Source organism: Kocuria carniphila (genome assembly GCF_004136555.1).
Lineage (GTDB): Bacteria > Actinomycetota > Actinomycetes > Actinomycetales > Micrococcaceae > Kocuria > Kocuria carniphila.
Genome location: NZ_NOIT01000012.1, coordinates 25,660 through 41,603, shown reverse-complemented (window position 1 = coordinate 41,603; position 15,944 = coordinate 25,660). Strand labels below are relative to the sequence as shown.

19 protein-coding genes are annotated in these 15,944 nt (G+C 63.2%); 10 read left to right on the top strand and 9 right to left on the bottom strand.

Annotated features, from left to right (window positions below):
- Window positions 1–42 precede the first annotated feature (42 nt).
- From EWV37_RS10015 to EWV37_RS10000, 4 genes are all read left to right on the top strand, one after another.
- Window positions 43–465 carry a hypothetical protein gene (locus tag EWV37_RS10015; RefSeq protein ID WP_129701429.1) on the top strand — a complete coding sequence of 141 codons (423 nt, stop codon included), beginning with the start codon at window positions 43–45 and terminating at the stop codon, window positions 463–465.
- Window positions 466–548: 83 nt separating this feature from the next.
- On the top strand, window positions 549–1,028 hold the full coding sequence (locus tag EWV37_RS10010) for a DUF2975 domain-containing protein (RefSeq protein WP_095798758.1): 480 nt from the start codon (window positions 549–551) through the stop codon (window positions 1,026–1,028).
- Window positions 1,028–1,234 carry a helix-turn-helix domain-containing protein gene (locus tag EWV37_RS10005; protein WP_095798757.1) on the top strand — a complete coding sequence of 69 codons (207 nt, stop codon included), beginning with the start codon at window positions 1,028–1,030 and terminating at the stop codon, window positions 1,232–1,234. Before EWV37_RS10010 ends, EWV37_RS10005 begins: the two co-directional genes overlap by 1 nt.
- A 3-nt stretch (window positions 1,235–1,237) precedes the next feature.
- Window positions 1,238–1,417 (top strand): hypothetical protein, encoded by a 180-nt coding sequence (locus EWV37_RS10000; RefSeq protein ID WP_095798756.1) that lies wholly within the window; start codon window positions 1,238–1,240, stop codon window positions 1,415–1,417.
- Here the strand turns inward: EWV37_RS10000 and EWV37_RS09995 are convergent.
- From EWV37_RS09995 to EWV37_RS09975, 5 genes are all read right to left on the bottom strand, one after another.
- Window positions 1,414–3,087 (bottom strand): ABC transporter permease, encoded by a 1,674-nt coding sequence (locus EWV37_RS09995; protein WP_202976209.1) that lies wholly within the window; start codon window positions 3,085–3,087, stop codon window positions 1,414–1,416. The two genes, EWV37_RS10000 and EWV37_RS09995, sit on opposite strands and share 4 nt — an antisense overlap.
- Window positions 3,084–3,881, bottom strand: coding sequence for a molybdate ABC transporter substrate-binding protein (modA, locus tag EWV37_RS09990; RefSeq protein ID WP_095798755.1), 798 nt, complete (start codon window positions 3,879–3,881; stop codon window positions 3,084–3,086). The genes EWV37_RS09995 and modA overlap by 4 nt, the downstream gene beginning before the upstream one ends.
- A complete protein-coding gene (locus EWV37_RS09985; protein WP_095798754.1) occupies window positions 3,878–4,279 on the bottom strand; it encodes a TOBE domain-containing protein in 402 nt (133 codons plus the stop codon). The genes modA and EWV37_RS09985 overlap by 4 nt, the downstream gene beginning before the upstream one ends.
- A gap of 66 nt (window positions 4,280–4,345) precedes the next feature.
- The gene (locus EWV37_RS09980; RefSeq protein WP_158222959.1) at window positions 4,346–4,786 is read right to left on the bottom strand and encodes a MarR family winged helix-turn-helix transcriptional regulator; all 441 of its coding nucleotides are present in this window, start codon (window positions 4,784–4,786) and stop codon (window positions 4,346–4,348) included.
- 535 nt (window positions 4,787–5,321) lie between these two features.
- Entirely contained in the window at window positions 5,322–6,107 is a 786-nt protein-coding gene (locus EWV37_RS09975; protein WP_095798752.1) for an enoyl-CoA hydratase, read from the bottom strand.
- A gap of 96 nt (window positions 6,108–6,203) precedes the next feature.
- Between EWV37_RS09975 and nadE the strand changes: the two genes are divergently transcribed.
- The gene (nadE, locus tag EWV37_RS09970; protein ID WP_095798751.1) at window positions 6,204–7,025 is read left to right on the top strand and encodes an ammonia-dependent NAD(+) synthetase; all 822 of its coding nucleotides are present in this window, start codon (window positions 6,204–6,206) and stop codon (window positions 7,023–7,025) included.
- A gap of 49 nt (window positions 7,026–7,074) precedes the next feature.
- Here the strand turns inward: nadE and EWV37_RS09965 are convergent, their stop codons facing one another.
- A complete protein-coding gene (locus tag EWV37_RS09965; protein WP_129701427.1) occupies window positions 7,075–8,334 on the bottom strand; it encodes a phospholipase D-like domain-containing protein in 1,260 nt (419 codons plus the stop codon).
- A 114-nt stretch (window positions 8,335–8,448) separates the two neighbouring features.
- Here EWV37_RS09965 and EWV37_RS09960 point away from each other — a divergent pair, with 114 nt between their 5' ends.
- From EWV37_RS09960 to EWV37_RS09940, 5 genes are read left to right on the top strand one after another with little or no spacing between them, the layout of a single operon-like run.
- Window positions 8,449–8,916, top strand: coding sequence for a carboxymuconolactone decarboxylase family protein (locus EWV37_RS09960; protein ID WP_129701425.1), 468 nt, complete (start codon window positions 8,449–8,451; stop codon window positions 8,914–8,916).
- Between the two features lie 29 nt (window positions 8,917–8,945).
- Window positions 8,946–9,296 (top strand): GNAT family N-acetyltransferase, encoded by a 351-nt coding sequence (locus EWV37_RS09955; protein ID WP_095798748.1) that lies wholly within the window; start codon window positions 8,946–8,948, stop codon window positions 9,294–9,296.
- 49 nt (window positions 9,297–9,345) lie between these two features.
- Window positions 9,346–10,152 (top strand): exodeoxyribonuclease III, encoded by an 807-nt coding sequence (locus EWV37_RS09950; RefSeq protein WP_095798747.1) that lies wholly within the window; start codon window positions 9,346–9,348, stop codon window positions 10,150–10,152.
- 3 nt (window positions 10,153–10,155) lie between these two features.
- Complete coding sequence (locus tag EWV37_RS09945) at window positions 10,156–11,067, top strand: DUF8083 family protein (protein WP_129701422.1); 912 nt, start codon at window positions 10,156–10,158, stop codon at window positions 11,065–11,067.
- Window positions 11,068–11,116: 49 nt separating this feature from the next.
- Entirely contained in the window at window positions 11,117–12,841 is a 1,725-nt protein-coding gene (locus tag EWV37_RS09940; RefSeq protein ID WP_129701420.1) for a glycoside hydrolase family 13 protein, read from the top strand.
- Window positions 12,842–12,962: 121 nt separating this feature from the next.
- Here the strand turns inward: EWV37_RS09940 and EWV37_RS09935 are convergent, their stop codons facing one another.
- From EWV37_RS09935 to EWV37_RS09925, 3 genes are all read right to left on the bottom strand, one after another.
- The gene (locus tag EWV37_RS09935; RefSeq protein WP_129701418.1) at window positions 12,963–13,445 is read right to left on the bottom strand and encodes a hypothetical protein; all 483 of its coding nucleotides are present in this window, start codon (window positions 13,443–13,445) and stop codon (window positions 12,963–12,965) included.
- A 160-nt stretch (window positions 13,446–13,605) separates the two neighbouring features.
- Window positions 13,606–14,244 carry a DUF1801 domain-containing protein gene (locus EWV37_RS09930; protein ID WP_129701416.1) on the bottom strand — a complete coding sequence of 213 codons (639 nt, stop codon included), beginning with the start codon at window positions 14,242–14,244 and terminating at the stop codon, window positions 13,606–13,608.
- An 82-nt stretch (window positions 14,245–14,326) separates the two neighbouring features.
- Window positions 14,327–15,793: a sodium/glutamate symporter gene (locus EWV37_RS09925; protein WP_129701414.1), complete on the bottom strand. Its 1,467-nt coding sequence runs from the start codon at window positions 15,791–15,793 to the stop codon at window positions 14,327–14,329.
- Window positions 15,794–15,944 lie beyond the last annotated feature (151 nt).

Sequence of the window (15,944 nt, the reverse complement as noted above, 5' to 3'; positions counted from 1 at the left end):
CCATGAATTGGGGCGACCATGTACCCCTTGGTCAAGAAGCGAATGCTTCTCGCTTCAGCAACAGGCATGCTGTTCATGGCGGCCTCATGCACTCCCACCGAAGCCTTACCCGCCTACGACTCCATGGATGACGTCTATCGAGCGGTGGACGGTCACGTCGGATGCGCGGACCATGCTCAAGGACAACCGATCTCGATTTCGACTTCCATTCAACCGACCGGTGAATCTCGCATGTGCACCAAATCCGTAGAGATCCTCTGGTTCCAAGCTTCGGAGACACACCAGGAAGCCCGATCGGCAGCCGCGAGTGCCGCCGACCCCTCCGGTGCTGTGTACATCGTGGAAGGGGCCAACTGGTTTGTCGCGGACCTGTCCGAGGTTCAGCAGAGGTCGTTCCCCGATCGAGAAGTCGACATGAAGGAACTCGCGAAAGCGCTGAACGCCCGGTACTCGGTCGAGCACTGAGCACTGAGCACTGAGCACGCGTGATGCTCTTGCTTCAGCGAGAAGCTATTGACTTTCGATAGATTTCAAACGATACTCAATGCATGCTGTCGGAACGCTGGGCCGTTGTGCCCCTCAGAATTTTCTTGGCGGTTCTCTTCGGAGTCCTCGTCCTGCTTCAGGTGATGTCCCTGCCCGGCCAATTTGCACATATGGCCCAGGAGTCACCGGACATGGCTCACCTGCGGTGGCCGCTGACTGCCATCACCGTGTTCTGGGTGGTGTGCGCTCAGGTCGTGGTCGTCTGCACGTGGAAGCTCTTGACGCTGGTAAACCGTGACCGCATCTTCACGCAGTCTTCCTTGAAATGGGTGGACGCCATTGTGTGGGCCATTGCCGCAGCCTGGGCCGTCCTGCTGGGCGTGTTCTTGGCCGTAGGCTTCAACGCCGACGATCCCGGACTACCCCTCTTGATGTTCCTCGTCTTGACCAGCGTCACCGTGCTGGGGCTGCTCATGGTGGTGATGCGAGCGCTCCTCCGCCAGGCCACCACGCTGCGCACCGACATGGAAGCGGTGATCTGATGCCCATCGTCGTGCGCATCGATGTTGAGCTCGCAAAACGGAAAATGAGTGTTGGCGAATTCGCGGAACGCGTGGGGCTCACTCCCGCCAACGTGGCCGTGCTCAAGAACGGCCGCGCCAAAGCTGTCCGTTTCACCACGCTGGACGCCATGTGTCGCGTGCTTGAGTGCCAACCCGGGGATCTCCTCGAGTGGGTCGAGGACTGAACCATGAGGCTTCTTGTCATCATCCTTTTCGGCATACTGGGCCTCGCCGTGGGCGTTGCCGGAATGATCCTGGGGGAAGGTGATGATTCCCCGGGACTGCAAGGGATCGGCGTTCTGCTGGCCCTTGGCTCAGTGACGCTCACAGCGAGAGCACTTCGACGCCGCTCCCGCCAAGCTCCTTAGCCTGCCCGGCCCCGTACCGGCACCAAACGCACCGAGCGATCCGCCAACTCGGCCACGTCATCCGGGTCATGCGTGATGATCACCGCGGTCCGGTCCGCCAGCACTCGTTTCAGGACACTCCGAATTTCCGGGCGGGCCGATACATCCAGAGCGCTCAGGGGCTCATCCAGCAGCACCAGTTCCGGTTCCGCCGCCAATACTCGCGCGATTGCGACCCGCTGCGCCTGACCCCCCGAAAGTTGCTCCGGATAACGGTCAGCGAACCGCCCCGCACCCGTCTCATCCAGCCAACGACGAGCCGCCCGTCTCGAGGCCTCCCGGCCCAGGCCCTTGCACCGCGGCCCGAAGGCCACGTTCTCCAACACGCTCAGATGCGGGAACAACAACGGTTCCTGCGCCATCAACGCCACGCCCCGCCGGTGCGCCGGCCTCCAGGTGCCGTGACCCTTCGTATCCAGGTCGACGACGTCGCTCCCCGCCACTCGCACTCGTCCCCGGTCGGGTGCCAGGAGACCCGCAATCACCGCGAACACCGTCGACTTACCCACCCCATTGGGTCCGACCAACGCGACGGTCTGTCCCCGATCAGCTCGAAACTCAGCAATGACTGCCCGTTCAGCGACGACCACGTGCACATCCAGCCAAGTCTCCTTGCGTTGATCGGCCACTGAGTTCTGCTCGGCTACTGGATTGACCTCAAGCCCCCGGAGGTCGCCAGGTCCCGGCTGCAATCCCGCACTGAAGGGTTCACCACGACCCCGATCGACGGCATCGCCTGGACCGGTCACCGGTGAAGCATTGACCCCATCGGCATCAGCCGAACCCTGCTCGGAACGCCCCGCGCCCCGCAGCCAACCGGAAAGTCCCGCACGAAAGCCGACGCCGCGGCGTCGTCGAGCGGGTGCCGAAAATCCGACCACCGCCACGGCAACCAGAACCAAGAGAAGTGACAACGCGATCGCGGCATCCGGGTCAGTTTCACGCTGCAGGTAGATCTCGAGCGGCAGCGTGCGAGTGACACCCTGCATACTTCCGGCAAAAGTTAGGGTCGCACCGAACTCTCCCAAGCAGCGCGCGAACGACAGCGCCGCACCCGATGCAAGGGCCGGGGTCACCAGGGGAATAGTGATCCGCCGCATCGCAACGGTTGGCGATGCTCCCAGCCCGGCGGCAACTTCTTCATAACGGGTCCCCATGGTTCGCAGCGCACCCTCGAGGGAGACCACCAGGAACGGGAGCGCAACGAACGTTTGCGCGAGCACCACCGCGGTCGTGGAGAACGCGATCGAGATCCCGAGCGCCTCCAGCTGCTGGCCCACGAGTCCAAGTCGACCAAAGGTGTACAGCAGCGCAATACCGCCCACCACCGGTGGCAGCACCAGGGGCAGGAGCACCAGTGATCGCAGTATCCGTAGTCCAGGCACTTGGACCCTGGCCAGCACCAACGCCAGCGGACAGCCCAACACCACGCACAGCACCGTCGACATCAACGCCGTGCGCAAGCTCAGACCGAGTGCGGTGAGTGAGGATTCTGACGTCAGCAAACTCCACAGGTTCGGCCAATCCACGCGCAGCAGCATCCCGAGCAACGGCAGAAGCACGAACAGCGCCCCGATCAACGCCGGTACCAGCACCCACCCGGGCACCGTCCGGAAGCGAGCGCGCGTCACGGCGCCCCGAACCCCTCGTCCCGCAGGATGGTCTGGCCACGCTCACTCGTGAGCGCGTCGACGAATTCCCGTGCGGCCGTCGCGTTCGGCGAGTCCGGGAACGTCACCACGGGGTAGTAATTGACGACGTCCTGCGAATGCGGAACCTCGATCGTTTCCACACGACCCCCCGCGGCCTTGGCATCCGTGACGTACACGAGTCCCGCATCCGCCTGACCCGACGTCACCTTGCCCAGCACGTCGGTCACAGACAGTTCCGAACTCACGGGACTCAGCGCTACGCCATTCGCCTTTTCGAGTTCATCCGCGGCCGCTCCGCACGGCACTTCTGGCGCGCACCGGACAAAATTCACACCGTCTTTCCGAAGGTCGTCCAGCCCGGAGATATCGGCAGGGTTGCCCTCTGGCACGACGAGTGTGAGCGTATTGCTCGCGAAAATCTCTGATTCACCGGACGGCAGGTCCGAATCGGTCAGGCGCTGCATGGTCCGCTCGTCCGCAGACGCAAACACGTCCGCCCGCGCCCCCTCCTGCAACCGCTGCGCCAAGCCGGTCGAGCCGCCGTAATCCACCGTCACATCTACGCCCGGGTACTCAGCCTCGAATTCCTCGGCCAGCCGGTCGAAGCTCGTGGTCAGCGACGCCGCCGCATACACCGTCAGCGTTCCCTCCGCCGACGACGCCGCTCCCCCACTCTCGCTCGACCTCTCGTCAATACCACCGCCGGTTCCGCACGCCGTCAGAAATAGTGCTGCCGCCGCACTCAGCACGGCAAGTATCGCCCGAGCCCTCACGAGAAATCTCCGGACTCGACAATGACCGTGGTTGCCTTGACCACCGCCGTCGCGACCGATCCCGGTTCGAGCTTGAGTTCTCGCACTGCTTCGGTACTCATCAGCGAGACAATCCGGTGGGGACCGCACTGCATTTCCACCTGGGACATCACCTTGTCCGAGGTCACGGTCGTCACCAGTCCGACCAGCCGGTTCCGGGCGGATCCTTTGCCGCTGTTGGGATCCCTGGGGTTCACCGCATTGCGTTTGGCCAGCTCCGCCAGCTCGACCCCGTCCACAACCGCGTGACCGGATGAGTCTTGCCGACGAGTGAGCGTGCCCTGATCGATCCACCGCCGCACCGTGTCATCGCTGACACCGAGAAAGAGCGCCGCATCCGCCACCCGCAACAAAGTCATGTCATGAGACTATCCGCATCTGCGGCCCCAATCATGAGTAGATTCCGTAAATTCGGATCAATGCTGTCACCGGAGAATGTCCGCCAATGACTTCATAAGGTCAAGAGCATCACGTTGTTGTTTATAGGACAGCCACGGTTCGTGTTCATAGAGAGCAAACTGCACGGAGACTTCCGCTCTAAGTTGGATCTCTTTCCGCGCCGACTCCGAGAGTTCGATCATTCTGAACCGCGCGTCAAAGCAGTCAACTCGGTACTGCACGAGTCCCACACCGTGGAGCTCTCGCACGTATCGCGACACCAGGCTCTTGGACAATCGCGTCCCCCGCGCGATCCCACTGACCGATTCACCTGGATTCTCCGCGAGGTAGTTCATGACCTCCATTTCCCCAGGTTTGAGTCGGCCATCTCCCTCAGCGGGCACCGCCGCATCCGCTAACTCTTTGAGCCGCCGCGACAACCGATACACATCCACCACTCGCATGAGTCCAGAGAACCAAGTGGCCACCTGTCGCGCGCCTCCAGCGCACGGCATTGTGCATTTCGGCGGATCCTTGGCACGTTCGCGATGGCTTGTGGAGTCCACGCAGCACGGGTAAGGCGATACCCGGTGCCCGTCACCTTGCTGGTAATAAAAGGCCACTCATGGGAAGGTGTGCCCCAGCTAAAACTCGACGACAGAGACCAACGAGACCGAGTGTGCTGGTCGATTTCGGCCTCCGCTTACGCGCTTTTTATTCGTTTTACTCGCGTTCATCAGTGCACGGTCTCCGAGGGGCACATACTCTCCGAAAACCGTGTACTGGTGCACTGCTTCGAGGGAAAGCGGGCCGAGACAGCGCAAAACCCGTCCACTGGTCAACGGTTCTACGGGAGTATGTCCTCCCCGAAGAACGTCTCTCAGTGAACGGGTTTCGGTGACCGAGTTGTCGTGAAGCCGATCATTGGAGCTTCAGCCGGATCACTCATCCTCACCAACATTCACGGCCCGGCAAGGCGGTTCAATCGCTGTGGCTAGGACTTCCGCTCGCTCCGCTCGGGTTTTACTCGTGCGTGAAGTTGGCCTTGCGCTTCTCACTGAAGGCGGTCATGCCTTCCTTCTGATCGGCGGTGGAGAACAAGCCGTGGAACACTCGACGCTCGTACTGCACACCCTGCTGGAGAGTGGTTTCGTAAGCTGCATTCACGGCCTCGACGGCGTGCTGAGCAACAGGCTTGGAGAGCCCGGCAATGGTGCGAGCGACGTCGTTGGCGGTGTCCAATAGCCGGTCGGCGGGGACCACGCGAGCAACCAGGCCGGAACGCTCGGCTTCCTCGGCGTCCATCTGACGGGCGGTGAGAATCATATCCATGGCCTTGGACTTGCCGATGGCGCGGATCAGTCGCTGAGTGCCACCCATGCCCGGGATGACGCCCAGGTTGATCTCTGGCTGACCGAACTTCGCGGTGTCCGCGGCGATGATCAGGTCGCACATCATGGCGAGCTCACAACCGCCACCCAAGGCATAACCGGAAACGGCGGCGATCTTGGGGGTGCGCAGACGGGCAAAAGCATCCCACGGGGAGAAGAAGTCCACGCGGTACATCTCGGCGGCGGACTTGGTGGCCATTTCCTTGATGTCGGCACCCGCGGCGAAGGCCTTCTCGGAACCGGTCAGGATGATCGCGCCGATATCCGGGTCGCGGTCGAGCTCGGTGGCGGCGGCAACCACATCGTTCATAGTTTGCTCGTTCAAGGCGTTGAGCGCCTTGGGCCGGTTCAGGGTGATCACGCCGACGCGCCCGTCACGGCTCACCAAAATGGTCTCGTACTCGGTGTTTTCGCTCATGTGACCAGCATCTCATGTGGTCCTTGACCCAACCTTGTGAAGCAAAGTGTGAAGACATGTCACGCCCCGGAAACATGCCGGTACTACCATGTCGGCATGCGCGAATTGCAGGCTCAAATCATTTCCGAACTCGGCGTGAAACCACAGATCGATCCGGCATCCGAGGTCGATCGCCGAGTGGACTTCTTGTGTGACTACGTCACGGCCACACACACCAAAGGTTTCGTCCTGGGAATCAGCGGGGGCGTGGATTCCACACTGGCTGGCAAGCTGGCTCAGATGGCCGTTGAGAAGCTCCGGGCCGACGGCGGAGACGCCCAATTCATGGCGATGCGCCTGCCGCACGGAGTGCAACACGACGAAGCCGACGCCCAGGCCGCGCTGGCTTTCATCGAGCCCGACCGCACCATCACCTACGACATCGCTCCGGCAGTGCGCGGTTTCGAAGAGGCCTACGAGTCGGCCACCGGGACGGAACTGACCGATTTCACGCGAGGTAATACCAAGGCGAGAGTGCGTATGACGGCCCAGTACGCCGTCGGCGGGGACAACAATCTGTTGGTGATCGGAACGGACCATGCCGCGGAGTCGGTGACCGGGTTCTTCACCAAGTTCGGCGACGGCGGCGCGGATCTGCTGCCGCTGGGTGGCCTGAACAAACGGCAGAACCGGCAATTGCTCGAGTACCTGGGCGCGCCGGAACCGTTGATTTCCAAGGCGCCCACCGCAGATTTGCTCGACGACAACCCCGGCCGCACGGACGAGGACGAACTGGGGCTGACGTACAACGACATCGATGACTTCTTGGAGGGCAAGGAGATCGCCGCCGACGTCTCCGAGCGGTTGGAGACGATTTACTTGCGCTCACGCCACAAGCGCACCGTGCCGGTGACCCCGGCGGATGACTGGTGGCGCTGACTGCCACTGCTGAATGATCGGTGGCACCGACCGCACGACAGTGTTGAGATCAGAGGATCGGGCGTAGCGGAATCAAGACAGTTTCGGCGAACCGCGCCATCGGGTGACGGTCACGCCAGCGCGGTGAGCTGAGGATCTCACAGTGCTCGGAGTCGGCTTCGAAGACCTTTTCCATCTCCGCCGCGAAGTCCGGGTCCACGATTTCCACGTTCGTCTCGTAGTTGAACGAGAGCGACAAACGGTCGATGTTGGCGGTGCCCACGGTGGACCATTCGCCGTCGATTGTCGCCGTCTTGGCGTGGATCATGGATGCGGCGTACAACAGGATGGTCACGCCGACATCCAGGAGCTGACCGTAGAACCCGCGGGACACCCAGTCGGCGAGAATATGGTTTGAATCCTTAGGAACCATGACGCGCACGTCCACGCCGCGTTTTGATGCCCCAATCAGGGCCTCAAGAATCTGCTGATCGGGAATGAAGTACGGCGTGGTGATCCAGATGTGATCATTGGCGCGCTCAATGGCGCTCAGGTATAGGTGCCGAATTGGATACACCAGTTGCACCGGCAGATTGGCGGCAACCCGGACCTCCGGGTCCCAGTTCTGCGGAGGCACCCATTCAATCTGGTCCTCCGGGTGACGACCCTCGTTCCACACGCGGGCAATCGAATTGCGCAGCCCCCATACGGCCGGGCCCACTTCGCGCACGTGGGTGTCCCGCCACTGGTTGGCGTACATCGAACCAATGTTGTAGCCACCCACGAAGCCGATGTTGTCATCCACCACCAGGATCTTGGAATGGTTGAACCCGCTGTATCGCAGCAGCCCTCGCCACCATTTGCGGCGCACGGCCGGCATCCGGAACACATGGACTTTGTCCGAGAACGTATAGAAAGAATTGGGAATCACCAGGTTGGCAAAGCCGTCATAGATGACGAAGACTTCGACACCGCGATCGGCCGCCGCGTTGAGGGCATCCAGGAACCGCTGACCCACTTCATCGTTCTTCCAGATGAAGGTCTCCATGTGGATGGATTCCTGGGCTCCGTTGATGGATTCGAGCATGTCGTCGTACACGCTGTCACCCGAGGTGTAGATGTTCAGTTCGGAATCCTCGACCTGCGCCGTGAACGTACCCGGGCGAGGGGCCTCGCGGACCTTACGATTGCGGCGCTTCCACCAGTCCAATCCGGCCAGCGAAGCGATCACCGTGGCCTGTGCGGCAGCCAAGGAACCGGCTGCAACCACCCCCGTCTTGAACAGGAGTGAACGTCCCTTGCGGTGGGCTACGGCGGCTCTGGTCTTCATGCGTCCAGCCTACTTGGCCTGGCTCCGCGAGCGCCCAGGGTGGGACCCACCGCGTGCCAGGTCGGTATCCAATGGCGCTGAAATTTACTTACCACGGAATGCGTTAGTACCGGTGTGAGCACACACGAGCACTTTTTCCTGGACAAGTCCGACCCCGGTAGCTGGCGAGCCATCAACGCGTTCTCCCGCAAGGTGGCCGCAGCAAACGAGGAAGCCGACATCCCGCGTTCCATCACGGAGCTTCTCAACGTGCGGGTCTCGCAGATCAACGGCTGCGCCTACTGCCTGAACATGCACGTGCGCCAAGCACGTGAGGCGGGCGTGACCGATCAGCAGTTGGCGGTGCTGCCGGCCTGGCGAGACACCCAGGTGTTCAGCCCGCTGGAACGCTCCGCCCTGACCATTGCGGAAGCGACCACCGAACTGGACCATTCCACGCTGCACCAAGATCTGACCACCGCCCGGGAAACCCTGACGGACAAGCAGTTCTCCGCGCTGCAGTGGTCAGCGATCGCGATCAACGCCTTCAATCGAATTTCCATCCTGTCCGGCCACCCGGTGCGCGCCAAGCGCAGCGAGTAGTAGTCAGCACACGGTTATAGAAGACAGCCATGACCGAACCGAACAACATCACGGTCCGCAACAATCCGGACCGCCACCGCTTCGAACTCCTGGACGGGGACACCGTGATCGGTGAATCCCACTACACGGCGCATCAGGACGCTGACCGTGCGGAGCGGATTTTCTACCACACCGTGGTGGACGACTCGTACGGTGGCCAGGGCCTTGCAGCGGTTCTGACCAAGCAGGCACTGGGTGAAACCGTGGCCGAGGGGTTGGCCATCGTGCCGGTGTGCCCGTACGTGAAGCTGTGGGTGCGGAAGAACGATGACTACGCGAGCGACGTCGTCACCGTGAAGCCCGAGCACTTACAAGCGCTCGCCGCGCTGGGCGGAAAGTGAACGCGCGCCAAGTTTCCTGCAAGGGCCCGCGGCTCGCTACGGTGGTGTCATGAGAATCGCCACGTGGAACGTCAACTCCATCCGAGCCCGCGCCGATCGCATCGAAGCGTGGTTGGACCGCTCGGACGTGGACGTGTTGGCCATCCAGGAGACCAAGGCCAAGGACGAGAACTTCCCGTGGGAGTTGTTCGAGTTTGCCGGTTACGAGGTGGCGCATTTCGGGCTGAGCCAGTGGAACGGTGTGGCCATTGCCTCACGCGTGGGTCTCAAGGACGTGGAACGCACCTTCCCCGACCAGCCCGTGTTCGGCAAGGGCAAACAGGAGCCGATCCAGGAAGCCCGCGCCATGGCTGCGACCTGCGGCGGAGTGCGTGTGTGGTCTCTGTATGTACCTAACGGCCGCGGCCTGGACGACCCGCACATGCCTTACAAACTCGAGTGGCTGCGCATCCTCAAGGATCATGCCAAGCAGTGGGTCAAGGATGATCCAGAGGCGCAGATCGCGCTGGTGGGTGACTGGAACGTGGCCCCCCAGGATGAGGACGTCTGGGACATCGAATTTTTCAAGGAGAACGGTTTCACCCACGTCTCCGAGGGCGAGCGCGCGGCGTTCAACGCGTTCATCAGCGACGCCGGTTTCATGGACGTGGTCCGCCCCCGCCATCCGGGCCCCGGCGTCTACACGTACTGGGACTACACGCAGTTGCGCTTCCCCAAGAAGGAAGGCATGCGCATCGACTTCCAGCTCTGCTCCCCCGCCCTCGCTGCACGGGTCACGGACGCGTGGATCGACCGTGAGGAGCGCAAGGGCAAGGGTGCCTCGGACCACGCTCCCGTGGTTATTGAGATCGACTGAGTCATGACCTTGGTGAACGTGGGTACGGCGTTTAGGGGGATCATTGGTCCTCCCATTCGTTTCGCGCTGCGCATTTACGTCCCGCAGGAGGAGCTCGACGCGGAGTACGCTCCCGCCATCCCGCGTGCCCTGGACCCCTTCGAGGGCGGGGTTCACGAACTCACGGAACAGCTGTCCCGCCTGGCCGATCCTTCCGACACCCCGCTGCCTCCCGCGCGCGAACCACTATGGACCATCCCGTTCTCCGCCGCCCCCGCTGCTGAATCACGGTTCGTGGGTGGCATGGGCGACTTCCCGGTCTTCCACGCGCCCCAGCGGCTGCGCCGTTCCCTTCGGTTGTTCTCCGACGCCACGATGAACGACGGCGCTCAGCTCCTTCCGCTATTGGTTCCGGAAAAGAAGGTCCGGGACGCCGCGCGGGAGATTTCCGGGGAGCTCTTCGAACCGCTGTACACCCGCGAGTCGGCCTATGTGGTCCCCTTGGCGTGGTTCGCGGCGTTCGCCATGGAGGACCGTGTGGTCTCATCGCATGCCGGTCACGAGGTGCACCGGCTCATCGCACCCGCCGACACCGCCGCCCGGCGTGTGATCCAGGGTGCGCAGATCGTCGAGGACACCGCCCTGGCCTCTGCCGATCCCAACGCTGATGAGCTGTCCGAGGAGGCCCAACAGGCCAAGGCCTTCGCGGACGATCTGACTCGACTGGGACGTTGGCTCGGCACCTTCAGCCCGGCCTCCCTCGTGTGCCTGGACTACGGCTCGCTGGCGGATCGCATCCAGCCCGATGAGAGCCCCCGCGACATGGCCGACGCTCTGGAACTCCTCCGCGCCGACGACCAAGGTGCCGCTACCGCGGCCCTCCGCCGAATCTTCCAACGGTGGTCACCGCTGGCGCACTTGCAGTCGGCGAATTAGAAGCGGTTAGGCCGGTCGACCCCACTCCACGATTTCCCCCACACCCCGCATGCTGACTAGCGTTGGAAGGGTGTCTGAAGAAACAGTGACCCCACGTCAGCAGTCCGGTACCGAGTGGTGGCGGGACGCCGTGATCTACCAGGTCTATCCGCGCTCCTTCAAGGACTCCAACGGAGACGGAATGGGTGATCTGGGCGGTGTGACCGAGAAACTGCCCTACCTCAAGCAGCTCGGCGTGGACGCGGTGTGGCTGTCGCCGTTCTACCTGTCCCCGCAGCACGATGCCGGGTACGACGTGGCGGATTACCGCACCATCGACCCGCGCTTCGGTACCCTCGAGGACTTCGACCGCATGTGCACTGACGCCCACGAGCTGGGACTCAAGCTCATCGTGGATCTGGTGCCCAATCACACCTCCGAGGACCACGAGTGGTTCCAGGCGGCGCTCGCCTCCCCGAAGAGCTCCGCCGAGCGCGCCCGCTACATGTTCCGTGACGGCAAGGGCGAGAACGGCGAGCTGCCCCCGAACAACTGGAAGTCGCTGTTCGGCGGCCCCGCGTGGTCCCGCATCAATGACGGTCAGTGGTACCTGCACCTCTTCGACTCGTCGCAGCCGGACTTGAACTGGGAGAACCCGGAGATCTGGGAAGAGTTCCGCAGCGTCCTCCGCTTCTGGCTGGACCGCGGCGTGGACGGCTTCCGCGTGGACGTCGCTCACGGCATGGTCAAGGCGGACGGGCTCCCCGACTGGGACGAACAGGTCCACATGGTCGAGGGCACGGACGTGGATGAGAAGGGCCACGCCGAGAAAACCATGGACACCGGCCCGTACTTCGACCAGGACGGCGTGCACGAGATCTACCGCGACTGGAACCAGGTCTTGGCCGAGTATCCCGGCGAGCGCATGCTCGTGGTGGAGGCATGGATCGGCCCCGCGGAGCGGCTGGCACTGTACGTTCGCCCGGACGAGGCGCAGCAGGCGTTCAACTTCGACTTCCTGATCGCCGGTTGGCACCGCGACCGGATGCGCAACGCGATCTCGGAGTCCCTGCGCGTGAACCAGGCGGTGGGCGCGCCGTCCACGTGGGTGCTCTCCAACCACGACACCGTCCGCCACGCCTCCCGCTACGGCTTGAGCTCCCGCACCGCCTACCCCAACGGGATCGGCGCGGACGACGAGCAGCCCGACGCCGCTCTGGGCCTCCGTCGCGCCCGCGCCGCCGCACTCGTGGAGCTGTCCCTGCCGGGTTCGGCCTACGTCTACCAGGGCGACGAACTGGGCCTGCCTGAGCACACCACTCTGGACGCCGAGAGCCGCGAGGACCCCACCTTCTTCCGCACCGAGGGTCAGGAATTGGGGCGCGACGGCGCTCGTGTCCCCCTCCCTTGGTCCCCCGTGGGCAATGGGCTGGGCTTCGGCCCCAATCCGTGGTTGCCGCAGCCGGAGACCTTCGAGAACATCACGGTGGACCACCAGCTGGGCAACCCGCAGTCCGTGCTGAATCTGTACAAGAACGCCTTGCGTATCCGGCACGAACTGGCTCTGGGTCGCGCTGAGTTCGAGTGGGACCCCATGAGCGAGCAGGGATCGCAGATCCTGGCCTACCGCCTCACCACGGAGTCAGGCGACACGGTGCTCGTGGCCGCAAATGCCGGTGACGCACCCGTGGAGATCCCTGAGCTGACCAGCGGTGAACTCTTGCTGGCCAGCGGCCAGAGCGCGGTGATGGCTGGGAAGCTCGCGGTGGATCACACGGTGTGGATCAAGCTCTAGGACGCTGTTGTTCGGGGCCGGGCAAAATGGCGCGGCCCCGAACAACAGCGCTGCAGATCCGCGAGAAACTCAAGGCCGCGACGGGTCTCTGAAAAGGAGAGTCCGGCGTAGGCCTCGGATGCTACTTCTCCGGCAACGCCGCCGAACACTGGGTGGAAATCCACTCCTGCACCGGCTGAAGCGCGCGCTGAATCTGGGCGGCCTCTTGGGGCTGCAAAGTCTCGCCGGCGTTGTGCAGGAGGCTGACGGCGTCGTCGAACGCGGGAAGCACGGGCTCGGGCAACCGATCGCGGTGGGATTCGAGTGAGTCGGTGGCCTCGGTGATCACGGACGGATCCTGCCCGGCTTCAGGGGTGGCGTCCGTGGACCGGTCGGTGGTCATGGGCAACACGACCAATCCGGTGTAGACCTCGACCACGTCCAGGCAGGTTCCGGTGCTCGCGGTCTGTCCCGTGCCCGCGGGTGCTTGAGACGCGCCGCCGGGTTGGGGGATCTCGCTGGGGACCTCGAACGTGAACGGCTCCTCGGCGCTCGAGGAACAGCCGGTCAGGGCGATCAGAAGACCCGATGCAGCCACTGCCGCGGCAACTCGTTTCAAGGTCATGGGTTCACCCGCCGTCCGCACGTGAGGTGCAGCCCAACCGGCCGAAAACTGGGGGCGTGCACGGTGATCGATACGCCTACAATTTAGGCGGCCAACCTCTGTAACGGCTGTGGGTTTTCCGCGTCTCCACCCGGTGAAATCGCGCGGGAGATCGGGATGTTCAGCAGGCCGAGTCGGCGACCCATCCTCGTGCGATCAGTTCGCGCAGCACGTCGTGATCCACCTGGTCCAACTTGGTCACGTACACGCAACTCACGCTGCGCTTGTGCGGGCCGAGGCGGTCGAGAAGTTCCTGGGCGCCGTCGCCACTTTGCAGCCCGTACAGCGAGATCGCGGCCTTGCGCGGCGAGAAGGCCACCTGCGCAGTATCGCCCTCGCGGCCGGTTTCGTACCGGTAGTGATAGTGGCCGAACCCCACGATGGATTCGCCCCACATCACGGGCTCGGCGCCGGTGACCTCGCGAAAGATCTTGAGCAATTCCTTGCCCTGCTCCACGCGCCGCGGCCACGGCAGGGATTCGATCCATTCCTCGGCGGACTGCTCGGAGGGCTTGGTCTTGACGTCCGCCTGGATGGTTCGCGTGGCGGGCTTGGGTTCGACGACGCCGCTCATCGTTTCCAGCCCCTTCTCACCCAGAGCGTCGTTGAGACGGTTCAGGCCCTTCAGCCCCACGCCGTGCAGCGCGAGGAGTTCCTGGAAGTCGGCTCCGGCAAGTTGCTCGAGTTCGGTGATTCCCTGTGCAGCGAGCGCGCGGTGCAGCGGGGCGCCCGTGCCCTTGATCTCCGTGAGTGCGGTCATGGGATCAGACTAGATGCAGGCGGCGGCCCTGAACACGATCGTGTTCAGGGCCGCCGGTGACTGCATCAGGCCACGGTAGCGATCAGGCTTCCGCCTGCTTCTGCTGCTCTATCTGCTGGGTGTGTTCCTCGCGGTCCTTCATCTCCCTGGGGCGGAAGTAGAACAGACCCGTGAGCACGGCGATCACGAACACGCCGAGCATCACGAAGAACAGAGGCCACACGCCCGTCAAGAAGATGATGGGCACCGCAAGTGCGGTGACCAGGCCACCGCCGAAGAACGGTTCGAACACCAACTGCTTATAGCCGAAGGCCTCGAACGCCGGAGTCTCGGCCTCCGGGTCCACCACGCGCATGAGGATCAGACCGGTGGCGGTCACGCCCATGGACTGGCCGAAGTCACCAATGCCGCGCTCGAACCAGTAACGCCCGATGATGCGGGGCGCCAACCACATGAAGATACCCACGTTGAACACGATGCCGGCCACCGCCAGGATCGCGAAGGCCGCCAAGTTGTCGCCCACCGCTTGCAGGGACAGCGTGGCGATGGCGGAGACGATCAGGAAGTCAAGAGCCAGGCCCTGGATACGGAGCATCACCTGGGCGTCGATGTAGCGGTCGAACCCAAATTTCTTGGCCGCCAGCTGGAAGATCACACCGCCCAACAGCGCCATGGGGAACAACGGCACGTAGGCGAAGATCTCCAGCGGGGTGGTGTCATCCAGCATCACGCTGGCGTAGGTCTGCTGCTCGATCCAGCGCAGCCCTTCCAGGATGCACCAACCGATCAGGATCGCCACGGCCACGATGGCCATGTGCAGGGAGAACGGCTCCACGGAGGACGGTCGGCTGGTCATGGTGCCAGCGGAGTAGTACTCGTCGCTGCGGAACAGACCCTTCTGCTCGGCAACCGACATCTTGACGTCGCCCTTGAGGACTTCGGTCTTACCGGTGCGCACGCCCCAGTTGATCAGGCCGATGCCGATGATGATGCCGCCCACGATGCCCACGGTCGCCAGGCCAACAGCGAGGTCCGCGCCCTCACCGAAACCAAGTTCTTCCATGACGGGGCGCATGCCTGCGGCGGTTCCGTGCCCACCCTCGAAGCCGATCTCGATCAGCGCCCCGGTCATGGGAGCCGCTGCGAAAATGGGCACCAGGATCAAAGCGGCGAGCAGAAGCCCGATCACATATTGACCCGAACCGAAGGCCACACCCAGCGACAGCTGCGGGCCCACGAGTTTGGCCGCGCGCTTGGGGGAGGGGAGGTCCTGGCCCAGGAACATGGTCGCGAAAATGACGCTGATGAGCAGGCCGGGCAGCACTCCCCAGGTCTCGACCATGCCCTCGGTGAAGAGTCCGCTCTCACCCCACGGGCCGTCGAAACGACCGAGGACCTGAGGGCCCAGGATCAAGAGAATCGCGCCGCCAATGATGGAACTCGGCAGGAACAGGCTCTGGACCCACCCCACCTTCACGCGCACGAATTTACCCAGGAGCAGCGCCACCCCCAGGATCAGAAACGCAAAACCAACGGCCTCTGGGGACACGGGAACCACCTCTAGTGATCGGGGATCGAAAACGGTCACAGGTCACATAGCGAGGGTCAAGAGCGCTCCGTGGAGTGTCCCCCAGCTGATGTTCAGGTATCTCAGTTTATGAGACAACTGTTCCCTTCGCCCCGATCAACACCGCTCCCGA